General features: G+C 64.3%; 10 protein-coding genes. 2 read left to right on the forward strand and 8 right to left on the reverse strand.

Annotation, left to right across the window (positions count from 1 at the left end; genetic code table 11):
* Positions 1–75: 75 nt before the first annotated feature.
* The 4 genes from WEA29_09820 to WEA29_09835 form a co-directional block, all read right to left on the reverse strand.
* Positions 76–1,062, reverse strand: a complete 987-nt coding sequence (locus WEA29_09820) for a hypothetical protein (GenBank protein MEX2324051.1) — start codon at positions 1,060–1,062, stop codon at positions 76–78.
* Positions 1,063–1,072: 10 nt separating this feature from the next.
* The gene (locus WEA29_09825) at positions 1,073–2,266 is read right to left on the reverse strand and encodes a site-specific DNA-methyltransferase (protein MEX2324052.1); all 1,194 of its coding nucleotides are present in this window, start codon (positions 2,264–2,266) and stop codon (positions 1,073–1,075) included.
* A 563-nt stretch (positions 2,267–2,829) separates the two neighbouring features.
* The gene (locus tag WEA29_09830) at positions 2,830–4,656 is read right to left on the reverse strand and encodes a DNA methyltransferase (GenBank protein ID MEX2324053.1); all 1,827 of its coding nucleotides are present in this window, start codon (positions 4,654–4,656) and stop codon (positions 2,830–2,832) included.
* Positions 4,657–4,819: 163 nt separating this feature from the next.
* Complete coding sequence (locus WEA29_09835) at positions 4,820–5,047, reverse strand: hypothetical protein (protein MEX2324054.1); 228 nt, start codon at positions 5,045–5,047, stop codon at positions 4,820–4,822.
* A 128-nt stretch (positions 5,048–5,175) separates the two neighbouring features.
* Here WEA29_09835 and WEA29_09840 point away from each other — a divergent pair, with 128 nt between their 5' ends.
* Positions 5,176–5,394 (forward strand): helix-turn-helix domain-containing protein, encoded by a 219-nt coding sequence (locus WEA29_09840; GenBank protein ID MEX2324055.1) that lies wholly within the window; start codon positions 5,176–5,178, stop codon positions 5,392–5,394.
* A complete protein-coding gene (locus tag WEA29_09845) occupies positions 5,394–6,563 on the forward strand; it encodes a site-specific integrase (protein ID MEX2324056.1) in 1,170 nt (389 codons plus the stop codon). The genes WEA29_09840 and WEA29_09845 overlap by 1 nt, the downstream gene beginning before the upstream one ends.
* A gap of 51 nt (positions 6,564–6,614) precedes the next feature.
* Here the strand turns inward: WEA29_09845 and WEA29_09850 are convergent, their stop codons facing one another.
* The 4 genes from WEA29_09850 to WEA29_09865 all read right to left on the reverse strand — a co-directional run bounded on the left by WEA29_09850 (position 6,615) and on the right by WEA29_09865 (position 13,712).
* The gene (locus WEA29_09850; GenBank protein MEX2324057.1) at positions 6,615–9,413 is read right to left on the reverse strand and encodes an AAA family ATPase; all 2,799 of its coding nucleotides are present in this window, start codon (positions 9,411–9,413) and stop codon (positions 6,615–6,617) included.
* Between the two features lies 1 nt (position 9,414).
* Complete coding sequence (locus WEA29_09855; GenBank protein MEX2324058.1) at positions 9,415–10,518, reverse strand: metallophosphoesterase; 1,104 nt, start codon at positions 10,516–10,518, stop codon at positions 9,415–9,417.
* A 226-nt stretch (positions 10,519–10,744) separates the two neighbouring features.
* Positions 10,745–12,919: a hypothetical protein gene (locus tag WEA29_09860; GenBank protein MEX2324059.1), complete on the reverse strand. Its 2,175-nt coding sequence runs from the start codon at positions 12,917–12,919 to the stop codon at positions 10,745–10,747.
* Positions 12,920–13,097: 178 nt separating this feature from the next.
* Positions 13,098–13,712, reverse strand: coding sequence for a hypothetical protein (locus tag WEA29_09865; GenBank protein ID MEX2324060.1), 615 nt, complete (start codon positions 13,710–13,712; stop codon positions 13,098–13,100).
* Positions 13,713–14,058 lie beyond the last annotated feature (346 nt).

Consider the following 14,058-nt stretch of genomic DNA (forward strand, 5'->3'; position numbering starts at 1 on the left):
TGCGCCAGATGTGCCACCTGTCATAAGCGACGCTGCTCGCGGCACGCCGGTGATCTGACCGAGGTGAGCCTCGGGCTAGTTGAACAACTCCCCGAATGTATCCGGCCACACCAGGCGGATGCCGATCGCAGCACAGAGCTCGGCCCACTCGTCGGCAGAGGGGCGCCTCTCCAGAGCGATGACCGGGATTCTCCTCGAGACCGGCCATCGCAGGAAGGCGCAGTAGCTCAGCACCTGACCGATGGCGTATCGCATCTGGCGGGTTTCGTTTTGCTCGGTCAAGCTCTTGACCTCGACGATATGAGCAACGTCACCGTCTACCCAGGCGAGATCGAACTGCGGGTCGGCAGCTGCGGGGGACCGCGGTTCTAATCCAGCCTCTAGCACTCGCTCCTTGAGAGCATTCTGCGTCCGAGCGTGAGCATCGGTGGCGCGATCGAAGAGATCTGGATCAACCTCGAATACTCGCCGCTTGGAGGCTCCGGACGTCTCAGCGGCCTGTCGGTAGGACGCGCCCATCGCTGGGGGGATACTGTCGGGTGTTTCCATCGGCGATGACCCGTGTACCCGGGCGATTAGACCATCCACGAGGTTCCCGCGAGGCACAACGACGACTCTCTCTGTCTCTCTCGCCGACCGGAGCTGTCGATCCTGCGTTGCCAGACCCTCTGCCAATGCGGATTCGATCGTCTCCCCTCTCACTTGCACGTTCGCGGACCAGCTGAAGTCGTTGTGGAGTGGGGCATCCCACAGGACGTAGACGCCGTCTTCTGGCGAGAAGCCCGCGAGCAGAACAAAGGCATCGTCCGAGAAGTCGAAGGTTCCGCGCTCTCCTCGACCTTGGCCTGGCGCGATCAACTGGATCTTGTGCTCCCCCGTGGGACGCCCACCCGGCGGGGAGGTGAGGTTGTAGATGTAGGCGCGAACCCTCTCAGGTAGGGGAGGGGACAGGGAGACCTCAAGAGGCTTGTCTTCGACCGCGCTTGCCTCAAGCACTAGGTCACCTAGATCTTCGAGGAACCCAATGTGCAGCGAAGCGGTGTCGAGTCGTAGTTCGGGCACATTCAATCCTTTAGGCGCCGGTGTAGAACCTACCCTCCCTCATGTAACGGGCGTCGCAGATGCGCTCGAACGCGCGATAGGACAGGCCCTCGGGGACGACATCCCGTTCAATGATGCCCGACACGGCGAGGGAGTAGAGATACTCAAGGCTGCGATGCTCATGGTCGGTGGGTCTGTCCGCTGCGTCAAGGCCCGCAAGGTGCTTATCGACGATCTGGGCGGCGATGTCTCCAGCCCCATTCAATCGCGCCCGTGATCCCCTCCCGAAGGTGATGATCAAGTCGTAGAAGGGGACGCGCTCCGCCCCCGACCTCCCCTTGTAGCCCTTCATCGACCTCTGCACCTTGTCCAGGAGCGCAACGTGCTTCTGGACAAAGCCGGCGCTTTCGGCGGCGTCGAGCAAGGCCCCCCAGACCGCATCGTCGGAGTTGTGGAAGACCACGCTGGCAAGACCCCCAGGCTTGAGTACGCGCCGCATCTCTGTAAAGGAATCAATGAGCAGATCCCGGTAATCGGACACTGTCTTTCCGCCCTCTGCGGGACGCTTCGACCGATTGACCACGATCTCCTGGCTGCTGTCAGTCGTCGCGCCCAGCCATGCTTCCCACACCAAATTGCAGTCGGCGTAGAACAGGTTTGATCCGAAAGGTGGGTCCGTGAAGATGTAGTCGATGCTGTCGTCCTCTAGCCAGGCGAGATCGGTGGCCGTCCCGACCTGGACGTCGACGGGGTTGGAGCTGACATCGCCGAGCTGCTCGTAGTATCGGGCCACCTGCCGCACCTGGTTCCGGAAGACCTCGAAGACGTTGGGCTCGGCCACGAGCTGGGGGATGTACAGGGTGCCGGTGAGCGGGCGTTGGCCGCCGTGAGCGTTGTAGCGGCGCATGCGACTCGAGTGCCACGCCGTATTGGTGAATGCGAACCTAAACGCGTCGCGAGCTTCCTCGCTCTCGATTTTGGAGATCTGAGCCCACAGTCTCGACAGCGCCACTCTGGCCCTGCCCAGGTAAAAGTCGGTGACGGTCTCGATACCCTTCAGATGAAGGGCGGACCTCCGGTACATCTCTCGGTCAGACTCCACACGATCGGAGGGCAGCCAGGCACGGGGCCTTCGCCGTCCCTGGCTCTCGATCCTCGCCGATGCCTCGGGAGAGACCGACCCCGTTTGGAGCCCTCGGCAGTCACCCCCGCAGTCGACGGTCATCTGAACCGGCACCGAACGCGTAGCGACGGCGCCCGCTCGGGTGATCCATTCGCCGCAGTGCTTACAGAGCACTTCACGCGGTACCTGTCCCGAGCCCGACGCATGATCGAAGAGGAGTTCCTCGCCGCGGCAACTCGGGCATGTGAGCGTCTCGCTCCAGATCGTGTGCCGCGCGAGACCGGCCGAGCCGCATCTTGGGCAAGCAGCGTCATACAGCTGTCGCTCTGCTCGTCGCATCCAGCGTCTATCCAACGCGGCGGCAGCTGCAGTAAGGGCCTCGGGGTCGGCCGGCCGCGTGTGACCCATGGCCACATGTGTGGCGCCAGGTGACAGGTCTGACAGGGATGCTCGACGGCCCGCCTGCAACGCCGCCACTCCCGTCATGCCCGACCCGCAGAAGGGGTCCAGCACGAGGTCGCCGGGCTCACTGCATGCCTCGATGAAGGGTGCGATGGCTTCGGGCGGGACCTTGGTCGGATAGCTGTGCGCCCGGTAGGCGAAGCTGGTTTTGGGCGCCGACACCGAGGCTGGCAGCGCCGACGTGCGAGACGACGATTGGCGGTTCATTTCTTTGGCTCGCTCGGGCTCGGAGGACGGAGCTCCCACTGGCCACCGGTCCATGAGAAGTGTGCCTGACAGAGATCCTCGACGGCCTTGTAGGTCCAGCCCTCAAGTGCCAGCCCGGCTTCGAGCAGGATCCGCATAACGAGTGAGTGAAGGTATGGCGTCGTTCGCTTCGAGGGCGTCGCTGTCGCCAGGTGATCCCTGAGCGCGGCGACGATGACCATCTCCTTGGCTGCCACAGATCCGGTCCTGGTGGGGGTGCCGCCGTGGGATCGAAGGTGCAAGACGAGATCGAAGGCGGGTACGCGCTCGCCGTCCAGCAGGGTCTTTACCCCCTTGAACGAGGGCTGGGACTTGTCGAAGGCGACGGCGGAGGCGACCTCAAACCCGGCAGCCTCGACGGCCCGTTGCAGCGCGCTCCACACTTCATCGTTGGAGTTGTGGAACATGACGCTCGCCCAGGCACCATGTCTGAGGATACGGGCCATCTCCTCGAACGCCGAGGCCATCAGCTTCTCGTAGTCGGCAACGTCCTTACCCCCGTGCTCGGGATCGAGTGAGCGATTGACAACCGTTTCGAGCTTGGGATCGGTGCTTTCCTGGAGCCACGCCTCCCACAGGAACGAGGAGTCCCCGTAAAATATGTTCGAGCCGAAGGGTGGGTCGGTGAACACATAGTCGACTGACCCATCCGGGATGTGCCCCAGCTGCTGTGCTGGTGCCTGGTGCACCTCAGCGGACCCCGGCAGTGTCGTTGTGGCTCGATAGAGGTCCCGGATGGTCTTGAGCTTCCGTCGCAGGAGGGAGAACACATTGAACTCGTACGACAGAGACGCGACATACATCGTCGACGAGAGCACATTGGTGGGCCGTTTCGGGTTCCACTGGTAGCGGCGCGAAGCGCGGTTGACGATGGATGTGAAGGCAAAACTGAGCGCAGACTGGGCGTCCGGGAGATGCGACGAGGCGATACGCTCCCACACCGCTGCCAGTGCCCACAGGTTGCGCGGTGTGTAGAAGTCGGCAGCGGTCGCAAGCCCCTGTGCCGCGTGTTGGCCGCGCCACATCTCTCGCCAACTGTCGAAGGGATCCGTTGGATACCAGTACGGAACGACGTCCTGGGTGAAGCCGACGGCGTGTGCAAACTCGTCGTCGGTCAGGATCCGTTGCTCCCGTGAGCGGCAGGTCGTGCAGCTCACTGACACTTGGACCGGTGTGGTGCGGGTCCAACCCAGGTCCTTCTTCCTCCACTCAGCGCTACACGCACTGCATGTGATCGTCCGCCCGACCGCGGTGCGGTCCCCATTCAAGCCCGACTCCCAGAAGACGAGCTCGGCGTCGCAAGCTGCGCACAGATGCACATCGGACCACACGGTGTACTCGATGCGTGCCCGACCTTCACAAGTATTGCAATGGGTTCCGTAGAGCATCTGCTCTAGGTCGGAGAGATCATGCAGTAGTCGACGACCTGCTCCCTCGAACTGGTCGGGATCCACATGGGCTACGTAGTTTCGTGTGATGTGGACTGCTGCCGGTGAGAGGTCAGACAGCACGGCGCGGCGGCCGGTCAACAGACAAGCCACGCCGGTCATCCCGGACCCGCAGAAGGGATCGACCACGATCGCGCCCGGATCGGTGTAGTGCTCCACGGCCTCGGCGATGCCTTCAGGTGGGACCTTCGTGTGGTAGCTGTGCGCTCGGTAGAAGATAGAACCCTTGCCGCCGACGATCTCCTTGCGGTGGGGCGGTCGCACCGGGACGGGCCCGCGACCGGCAGAGAGCGGCTCGAGGTCAGGCGTGAGCTCGTTGAGCCGGAGCTGATCCATGCCTTGTCCCCATCTCCTTCGTAGCTAGGAAGTGGATAACCGTGCCTGGCTCCGGCCATCGAATCACAGCATTGTAATTCATCTCTCGGCCCAAGGTACGACCCCTGGGTGACACGATTGGTCCTCACCGTGACACCACGGCGAAGCCTCTACGCGGCCCACGCTACCTGCCTGCCAATGGGCTGTGGCGGCTACGCCGCTTTCGTGCCCACCGTTCGACCGATGAGCGAAGCCACAACCGGGGCCGACCCTTTCCCAGGTCGATGACCGGCCTAGGCATGTCGGGGTAGCGCTTTTGATAGGCGCTCACTGTGTTCCGATGGGCCAAAGCCAGCAGCTCCGCGACGGCTTGGGCGTCGATGAGATCCTCGGTGTCCACTCTCGGAGCCATCGGTGACAGGTTACACCTGTTGACTTCGTCATAGTCACTCCATAGGGTTACAGGTGTAACCACAAACCAGCCCCGGCGGTGCGCAAACACCCCGGGGCATGGCCGGAACCTGCAAAGGAGGTCCCGACATGACTCAGCCTATCTACGTCTCGACACTCGATGACCTGGAGCGTCGACTCACGCTCTCGATCGCGGAGACCGCAGCGCTTCTCGGTCTTGGTCGCACGTCCGCCTACGAGGCAGCGCGGCGCGGCCAGATCCCGACCCGGCGCCTCGGGCGGCGCGTCATGGTGCCCGTGCCGGCCCTCCTCGAATGGCTTGGCGCTACCGATCGGGAGGTCGCGTGATGCAGGGCCACATTCGCAAGCGGGTCCACACCACGAAGGACGGCCGCCAGACCACGAACTGGTATGTGGTCATCGAGATGCAGCGGGCTGGCGATGGGAAGCGTCGGCAGAAGTGGCACGGTGCCTTCGCCACTCGGCGCGAAGCCGAGGCTGCGAGGGCGAAGATCATTCACGATATGAACCTCGGCATCTACGTCGAGCCGAGTTCGCTCACTCTCTCGGGGTGGGTGCGAGACCACTGGCTGCCGACGATGCGGTCCCGGGTGAAGCCGAGCACGTTCGACTCATATCGCCGGAACCTCGAGCTCCACGTGCTGCCACGGCTGGGAGGTCTCCGGCTAAGCAGGCTTACGCCCGTGATGCTGAACGGCATATACGCCGACTTACTGACCGACGGTCATCTCAAGGCTGATCGCGGGTTGAGCGCCAAGACCGCGCGCTACATCCACACGATCCTCCACAAGGCCCTCGCGGACGCGGTCGACGCAGGCTTGGTGGCCGTGAACGTTGCGGCACGTGCCAAGCCGCCGCGGCCCCGGAGTGCACCCGCGAGTGAAATCAAGGCGTGGAAGCCTGCTGAGCTACGCGCGTTCCTCGAGATGGTCGAAGGCCATCGCCTGGAGGCGGCGTGGCATCTCATCGCCATGACGGGGATGCGGCGCGGCGAGGTCCTTGGGCTCCGCTGGAAGGACGTCGACCTCGGTGCTGCGCGGATCTCGGTGCGTCAGGCTTTGGTGGCGGTCGCCTACAAGGTCATTGTCTCAACGCCGAAGACGCATCAGGCAAGGGTGATCGATCTCGACTCTGGAACCGTCGCTCGGCTCCGGGCTCACTGGACCCGTCAGCAGGCGGAGCTTGAAGAGTGGGGTACGGACTACCAGGACGCAGACCTCGTGTTCTGCAAGGAGAACGGGACGCCGATTCATCCGCACACGTTCTCTCAGGCGTTCGAGCGCCTGGTAGCCAGATCCGATCTACCGCAGATTCGACTCCACGACCTCCGGCATACCCACGCGACGATCGCGTTGAATGCCGGGGTGCCGATCAAGGTCATCAGCGAGCGTCTCGGTCACGAGACACCGGCCTTCACCATGAAACAGTACGCCCATGTGATGCCGGGTATGCAGGCGGAAGCGGCCGAGGCAATCGCGGCCCTGGTGGGCCCCTGAAGCGGCTTCTCGGTCGGTACAGATCTGTCGGTGCGAGTTGATCGACCGCTCTTAGCGGGATCGCGGTTCTCCGAGGGGGTGCAGGTGATCGCGGGGTCCGAGGTTCTCGCTGGCCCATTCGAAGACGTCGTCCTCTTGGCTGAAAAGGATCACCTGATGTCCGGTACTCACCTCATGGAGGACGTCGAGGATTGCCGAGGTGCGCTGAGGGTCGGACTGCACGGTGCTGTCGTCCAGGAGCAGGGGACAGCTCGCGCCGTTGGCGATGAGGATCTCCGCCATGGCGATGCGCAGCAGCAGGTAGATCTGCTCGGCAGTGCCGTGCGACAGCAAATCGGCATTCTGCCAACGACCGTCCGCGTCCTGCACTTGCACCTGGAGCGTTTCGGGGTTCACGATGACGTTCTCATAGCGGCCCGCGGTGACCCGGGCCAGGCGCTCGCTCACCTTGGCGGCGAGGACAGGAGCGATGTTGCGATGCACACGTTCCTGGGCGTCGGTGAGGAACGCTCGGGTGGTATCGAGCACCGCCTTAAGTGATTCGACACGTTCCAGGTCCCCTAGAGCGGCAGCGAGCTGCTCGTCCGCTTCGGCGACGCTCGGCGCCTGCTCGGCGCGGAGTTCCAGTTCACGGCGTGCCTCGGCGGCTTCGATGTCCAGCCGGTCGGCTTGTTCGCGAAAGTTGCGTACAGCGGTCTCGGGATCGTCCCCCAGTTCCATGCCCTCGATGAGGTCTGGGTCGAGATCTCGGCTCAGCTCCTCGAACCGTTTACGAGCAGCACTCTCCAGGGCTTCAAGGTCGTTGAGGCTGCGGCCATCGAGGAGCACCTGGAGGCGAGTCCACTCCCGGTTGGTGACCTCCATCTCGTCACCCTTGCGGTCTCGCTCCCGCTGCCAAGACCCGAGCCCGTCTACCAACTCGGCCTCAGAGAGAGCGGGCGCCGTCGCCTCGTTGGCGAGGCCTACGGCCGTCGCGGCATTACGAAGGGCATCGCGCGCGCGCTTGAGCCGTTCCGTCTCCTCGGCCAGCTGGCCTTCGGCGCGCCGGCGTGCGGCCACGGCCTGCTCGAGGGCTGGCCGTTGACTGGACTCGGTCGCCTGGTGCCTCCGCCTTAGGCATGCCGCTTCGTAGCGCGCGACTGCCGCATCCAGATCCCTAGTGTCGGCCCCCGCCTCGACCTCGCCGCCGCGCTCCGCGAGAGCGCGCCGCAGCGCTTCGGCCGATGCGGCGACTGTTTCGCCGAGGTCTCGTTCTCGGGTCTCCCACTCGGCTCGTCGCCGTGCAGAGTCCTCGGTCCGGCGGATCTGGTCGGCGAGGGGACGGAGGATGGCCGGGTTTGGTTCAAGACCCGCATCCTCGGCGCGCCTGACAGCGTCCCTTCGGCGTTGCTGCGCCGCCACGGCGAGCTGCTCGGCCATCATGAACTTGGCCTCCGCGGCGGCCAGCGCCCGGTCGTCGGCAGACGGGGTTCCAGGCCAGTGCCACATGGCGACGGCTGCGAGGCCGAGGAGGACGCCGACGCCGATGCCGACGCCTCCGGGGACGGTGCTACCGGTGGCGAGCAGCGCCGTGCCGGTGACGATGGAGACGACGGCGGCGACAATAGCGACGATGCCGGAGATGGGCGGTCTCCTTGCACGTGGGACGGTCGGCTGCTTTCGCAACCCCTCCGCCTCCGCGCGTAGCGCGGGATCCACCTCCGGAATCGGTGTCTCCAGCTCTCGGGCGAGATCGATGAGCTCGGCCTCGCTGATTGTCGTCGGCTCGCCCGCCGGGTCGAGGGGTCTCTGTTGGTCGTGGGCTTCGTAGCGGCGCTGCACATCGAGGAGTTCGCGGTGCGCGATTCGCACCGTGTCCGCCGGTTCGAGGTCGCCGGTCGGCGGGTCCGGCAACGACCGCAGTCGCGCCTCGAGGTCGTCGGCGGACGCGCCGCTCAATGGCGCTGGGTCGGGACGCTGTTCCCAGTCGTGGAGCGCGGCGGCCACCTGCCCGGCGAGCCGCTCGTTGTCCCGCAGGTCGGGGGGCGGCGACGGATGACGCTCGGTGAGGGTTCGGGCTTCGCTCAGCCGGTCCGCGAGCTGCTCGGCAGCGTCTCGTACCCGGCGGCCTTCGGCGGCACGCGCTGCGCGCCGGGTCTGGGCGGCCCTGGCCCGCAGTTCGACCAACCGCTCCTCCCGCTCCAGCCAGTCTTGGTGCTGGACGACCACACTCTTATGCGTCGCCTCGGCGCGCTCCACACTCCTCCTCGCCCTCAGCAGGGGCTTGGTGGTGGACCGCTCGGTGCCCACGTGATCCCGCGAATACGTGTCGAGGGCGCTGAGGGCAGCTGCCGCGGTCTCGTCCGTTCCCGCCGTTGCCGCCGCTCGCTGCAGGTGCTCCTGAAGGTTTCCGGCGTCTTCCGTGAGCGCCAGGATGTGCGCCTGGCGGATGGAGGCGACGGCCAGGAAGGCTCGGCGATCGAGTCCCAGCCAACGCGAACCGTCGGGGGCACCTTCGTGGATGATCTCCGAGGTGAGATCGGTTCCGAGGTTGGCGTCCCGGGCGCTGCTGTCGACCCCCCCGGACAGATCGTGAGTCAGTGCGATCGTCCGTCCGTCGGGTAGGTCTATCACGCAGGAGGCTCGCCACTGGTCGCGACCCCACGGCTTGTGCCGCTGGATGAAATCCTGGTCCTCTTTGCGTCGGCCCGCCCCTCGCCGCATGCCACACAGCGCAGCGTAGATAGCGGCGTGCCAGCTGGACTTGCCGGACTCGTTGAGTCCGGTGATCACCGTCATGCCCTCAGCTAGGTCGAGGCACTCGTCGTCGAAGGGCCCAAACGGATGGGCGCGCACCTCGCGGATCCGCATATCAGTCGACCCCTAGGTCGTGGCGCCCCTCCAGGGCGCGCAGTCCCGTGATGAGGATCCGACGCTTCATTTCGGAATCGAGAGACGAGGCGCGCACATCAGCCACGAACTGGCCGCGGACCGTCGACTCCCCAGCGATGGCGTCAAGGTCGTAGGCGACGGTGATCTCGCCCAGCCTCGGGACGGTCGCGTCTAGGTGCTCCCCCACGCCGTCGAGGCAGGCCAAGGTGACGTCGACATCAGGCGCCACCTCGCCGTGGAGGGTGACTCGCACGATGCCGGATCGGGAGGCGAGTTCCGCCTGCGCCCGGTTGCGGATTTCCTGGGTGCTGGAGCAGCCGGTCACGTCCACGGTCACGTCGGCGACCACGGACTGTGCCACGCGGTGGCGGGTGCGGGTTACCGTTCCGTCGTCATGCACGTCGATGATCACCAGTCCTCGCTCGCCCTCTTCTCCGAAGGTGAGCGGATCCGGGTTGCCCGGGTAGGTGTGCCACTCGCCGTCGCGCGGTGTGTGGAAGTGCCCGACGAGCGCGTGATGCAGCCCGGCTTGGGGGATCTGCTCGGCGTCGAACGGGGCATGCGGTTGCTTTCCGTCCTCCTCAAAGGGGAGCCCGGACCGTAGCGAGCCGTGGAAAAGCGCCATATGGATTCCATTGGCGTCCCGGTCAACGGTGAATCCGTCGAGGAAGTTCGGGGTACCCGCGGGCTGTCGATGGGCGGCTCCCCAGATGGTGAGTCCAGCCGTGAGCTCATACGCTTGCAGTCGCGCCTCCGTATAGATGTGAACGTTCGGTGTCCACTCGGTCCGCGCATAGACGCTCTTCGGACCGAACCAGTCGTGGTTTCCGGGGGCCACGAGCACGGGCACGTGAGAGAGGCGGGCGAAGGCACTTTGGAGGACCGCTGCTGTATCGGGGGCAACTCGGTCGTGCTCGTACAGATCCCCGGCGCAGCACAGAGCATCGACGCCTTCCTCTTGGGCCACATCGATTATCGAGTCGAGCGTGTCCCGCAGCGCCTGACGGCGCCGCCGTGCTACGTCCGAAGGCGCCCACTGAAAGGGCACGTCAAGGTGTAGATCCGCGAATAGGGCGAGTCTCACGCCAGGAACCTTTCGTCTCCTACGAAAAAGTACCAGGTTGAACTCTGCGAAGAGGGGTCTCCGGCATTCAAGCCGCTGGGGCCGTTGGGAAGCCGTGACTTGCAGTGGCGAACGATGGACTCAGGCGTGTTCTTGGACGACTTCACTCGGTGAGGTGAGCAGCTAGCCCTCCTCACCGTCCGAGCAGCCGGTTGAGTGGTCCCTTCTTCGCGTTGGCCTCGCCTCCTCACTGGGGCACTGTTGGCGGCGTGTCTTCGCTGTTCTCGCCGGTGGAGGCTCCCTGCCAGGGGTTGGTCTCCGGCTGGGATGAGGGTGCATGGACAGTTGGGTCCGTCAGGGCTTCGTCGATCTGCCGGATAAACCGATCCCAACCACTCTCACCCCCCCCGAAGAGGTCTCCGAATCGCCTCCACCTTGGGGTTCCGAACTCTGCGATCGTGGGCTTCGCTCCCTTCGCTTCTCGGCATTGGATGAGGCGGATGGCGCCGCGAGCCGCGTCCGCGGCCCTATAGACGGATGCTCTCGCTTCCTGCTCAGCCCCGGTCGGGACCTCAACGGTGAAGCGCCCGAGAGGCCGGCCTCCCAACGCTCTGAACACTTTCTGGGCGAGGGCGGCGACGTTTTCAGGCATGAGCCTGTCGTACTTGGGAACGACAGCGCGCTTCTCCCCGATGGCTGCGTAAACGCTTCCGAGGTCTCCTCCGAACCAACTGTTTGCTGTTCGGTTTGCGATCCTCGAGAACTGCCGAAGGGTGGGTGGCTTTCCGATATCGGCGATTCGGCGGTGATAGGCGCCATGTACTTCCTCAAGATCGCGACGCCATCTCTGAAGATAGTTCTGGAGGTGCGAGTCCATCCACGAGCGCCGGTGTTGGGTCACGACGTCTCTCAGAAACTCAAAGCCTTCCCGGCGCTGGCCAAAGCGCATCGTGATCGACAACGACGCTGATGATCCCATCTCGCGCTCGATGTCCTCGGGTGGTCCGAGCTTCTTCTCCGCCCGTGCGAGGTCAGTGAATAGGTTTACATCGATCGGGTTTCCCACCTCGTCGAGACGCTTGATGAGCTTCGAGTAGTAGCTCGACAGTCCTGCGACGTCGGTTCGCGAGTAGGGACCCTCGGCGACATACCAGATGGTCCGCTCAACGCCCTCCCAAAACTCCCACGCCGGCCCGACTGCTTTGGCGACCTGATTGAACGGGAGTACCTCCGTGTGTAAGCGCTCCGGCCAACGCTCGAACACCGCCATCCCCCATAGGTCGTTTACTCGTTCGATTGTCTCGCCACGCAGGACCGACTCCATGAGCGCCTCCTGGGGGTGTCCTGGGTCGTACTCGTCCTCGGTTAGATGGAATGCACGAAACTCAGACGTTTCCAAGCTCGGAAGCGGTCGCATCCCCGACTGCTGGTTTGCCTGGGCTTGGTCGAACTGTGACCAGATGTCGGTGAGTACTGCAATGCGAGAGGCGATTGGTGAGTCGGCCGGATCTTCGAGGGCGGTGCTCGCTCCCCTCCCCGCTTCCTCCCGGCCCTCCGCCCGCACGCGAGAGGAGGCTGTGTCAACGTCGATCCTGGCCACGGGCAGCTCGTACACCACTTCCTCGTCAGGGTGGGGCTGTTCGCCGAGGTAGTCGAGAAGGGCGAGCCAATCTCCGCCAAAAAGCGCAACCAGATGAGGCCCGTATTGCTTCGTGATGACGCGTCGGCGGAGCGCACTCCGGTCGGCGTTGGCGCGGTCGTAGTATCGGTCGGCGAGCTCGGAAAGGTACAAGGCGCGATAGAGGCTCCCCGAACGGTCTGCCCAACCGTCATACAGCGCATGCCTTAGCGCGACTCGCGCCTCGACCACTTGATTCGCGTTCCGTCGACTCCAGCCATGACCGGGGAGAAAGGGTTGGAGCGCATCGCCCACGTCGATGCCCAAGGCCTCTAGGAGATCCCGGTAGGTATCGAATCGTGCCTTGACCTCGTCGGTAGCGAGCTTTCCCGACTGGCGACCCCGAATTTCGAATGGGTCGAAGAGGTCCCCCGCGAGGCGATTGGTGAGGGACCACGTGAGGATGCACTCCCACGTATCGAGGGGGAGTGTCCCTGCGATGTTGCGGGCATTGCTGAGCGCGAATCGGGGACCGTTGTCGAGGAGCTGGGGCAGGCTGATCCACCCTGGCTCAAGTCGGCCCCGTTCTGGTAGGAACCAGCCACCGCGCCCCCGGACTCCGTCAGGGCTATACGCATCTGACAGCCATGATCTTTGAGTCCTGCTCATCCACGAGTACTCAACCTTCACCAGTCTCGCGCCTTCAAGTGTCCACGTGAGCGGGTGGCTGCCATCGAGAATCCGCTGACCGACCTCCTTGATGACGTCGTCAAGGACCGAGAACCGATCGTCTCCCAAGTCCACTTCTAAGCCAAGGATCCTCGCCGGTGTTGCTCCTACGAAGTCGCGGTGCCCAATCATGTTCTCTGAAGGATCGATGGGCTCGACCTACCTTCCCGTTGCACCACCAAAGATGTGGCTCTGGCGCGGTCCGTGGCCGATGCTTCGAAAGTGGACCAGTGGCGGACAGTCTTCAAACCGATCACGGCGCGACCTCAGCTAGCAACACCGCCAATCGTTCCCTCAAGTTGGTGAGGTCGGGGCTCTGCCCGAAAGGCACAGCGCGTTCCGCTATTTCGAGCGCCTCGGCGAGGTAGCCCTCATCCAGGTAGAGCGAGAAAAGGCGCTGGAATGCTGGGATTGACACGAACGCGTTCCGGGCTGCCCCTGGCATCCGTACGGCCTCGGGGCGTGCTTCCACCAATCGCACATCGAGGAGACATAGCTTCTCGATCAGGTCACTAATCGAAGGGTGTTGACGGCGGATTCGCCACAGGGCGTCGTAGGCGCCGAGCAGCGCGAAGTGGTAGTCCGAGGCTTCGCCCGGAAGTAGGAGCGTCTCGGAGATTGTCCGCCGAACGTGCTCAAGATCTTCGGGCAGAGGGTCGTACGCTCGTTGGGACACGGGAGACTGCCCCTCCTCCACTCCAGGTTGGCTTATAGAGTCCCAGCGCCAGACCTCTGTGCCATCAGGCATGGTCCACTCGGACGGCCGTGGCCTGAAGTCTGCCCCCCGAAGTCGAGACCGATCGACATCGGCAAGGGGTTCGTACGCACCGATGATGTCGGCCAGTGTCTCGTACCACTCGAGCGTCATGCTTCCCTTCCGGGTCTTGACATGCCCCTTGAGCCTATCGGAGAGGAGGTTGGCGCGCTCCTCGGGGCCAGGTCAGCAACGGGATGTGGAACAACGGTCGCGACGACTTGTCTCGATTTGAGTTGCCAAGGGTCTGTCGTCCGGCCGATCTGTGATCACCGAGAAGCCATAGGTCCGCGAGAGCCACTGATCCTGCGGCCGAGCCGGAGGTTTGACACCCGTTTGACACGACCACGACTCTCGCTACGAACAAGAACCCCCAGGCCAATGACCTAGGGGTTCTCTTAGTAGCGGGGGCGGGATTTGAACCCGCGACCTTCGGGTTATGAGCCCGACGAGCTACCAG

The sequence above is a fragment of the Acidimicrobiia bacterium genome, assembly GCA_040902765.1.
GTDB lineage: Bacteria > Actinomycetota > Acidimicrobiia > Spongiisociales > UBA11373 > DATKBG01.

Bases quoted from the DNA above. Each gene is read 5' to 3' on its own strand.
- WEA29_09850 (MEX2324057.1), bottom strand. From the start codon at position 9,413: ATGCGGATCCGCGAGGTGCGCGCCCATCCGTTTGGGCCCTTCGACGAC.
- WEA29_09825 (MEX2324052.1), bottom strand. From the start codon at position 2,266: ATGACCGTCGACTGCGGGGGTGACTGCCGAGGGCTCCAAACGGGGTCG.
- WEA29_09830 (MEX2324053.1), bottom strand. From the start codon at position 4,656: ATGGATCAGCTCCGGCTCAACGAGCTCACGCCTGACCTCGAGCCGCTC.
- WEA29_09865 (MEX2324060.1), bottom strand. From the start codon at position 13,712: ATGACGCTCGAGTGGTACGAGACACTGGCCGACATCATCGGTGCGTAC.
- WEA29_09840 (MEX2324055.1), top strand. From the start codon at position 5,176: ATGACTCAGCCTATCTACGTCTCGACACTCGATGACCTGGAGCGTCGA.
- WEA29_09835 (MEX2324054.1), bottom strand. From the start codon at position 5,047: ATGGCTCCGAGAGTGGACACCGAGGATCTCATCGACGCCCAAGCCGTC.
- WEA29_09845 (MEX2324056.1), top strand. From the start codon at position 5,394: ATGCAGGGCCACATTCGCAAGCGGGTCCACACCACGAAGGACGGCCGC.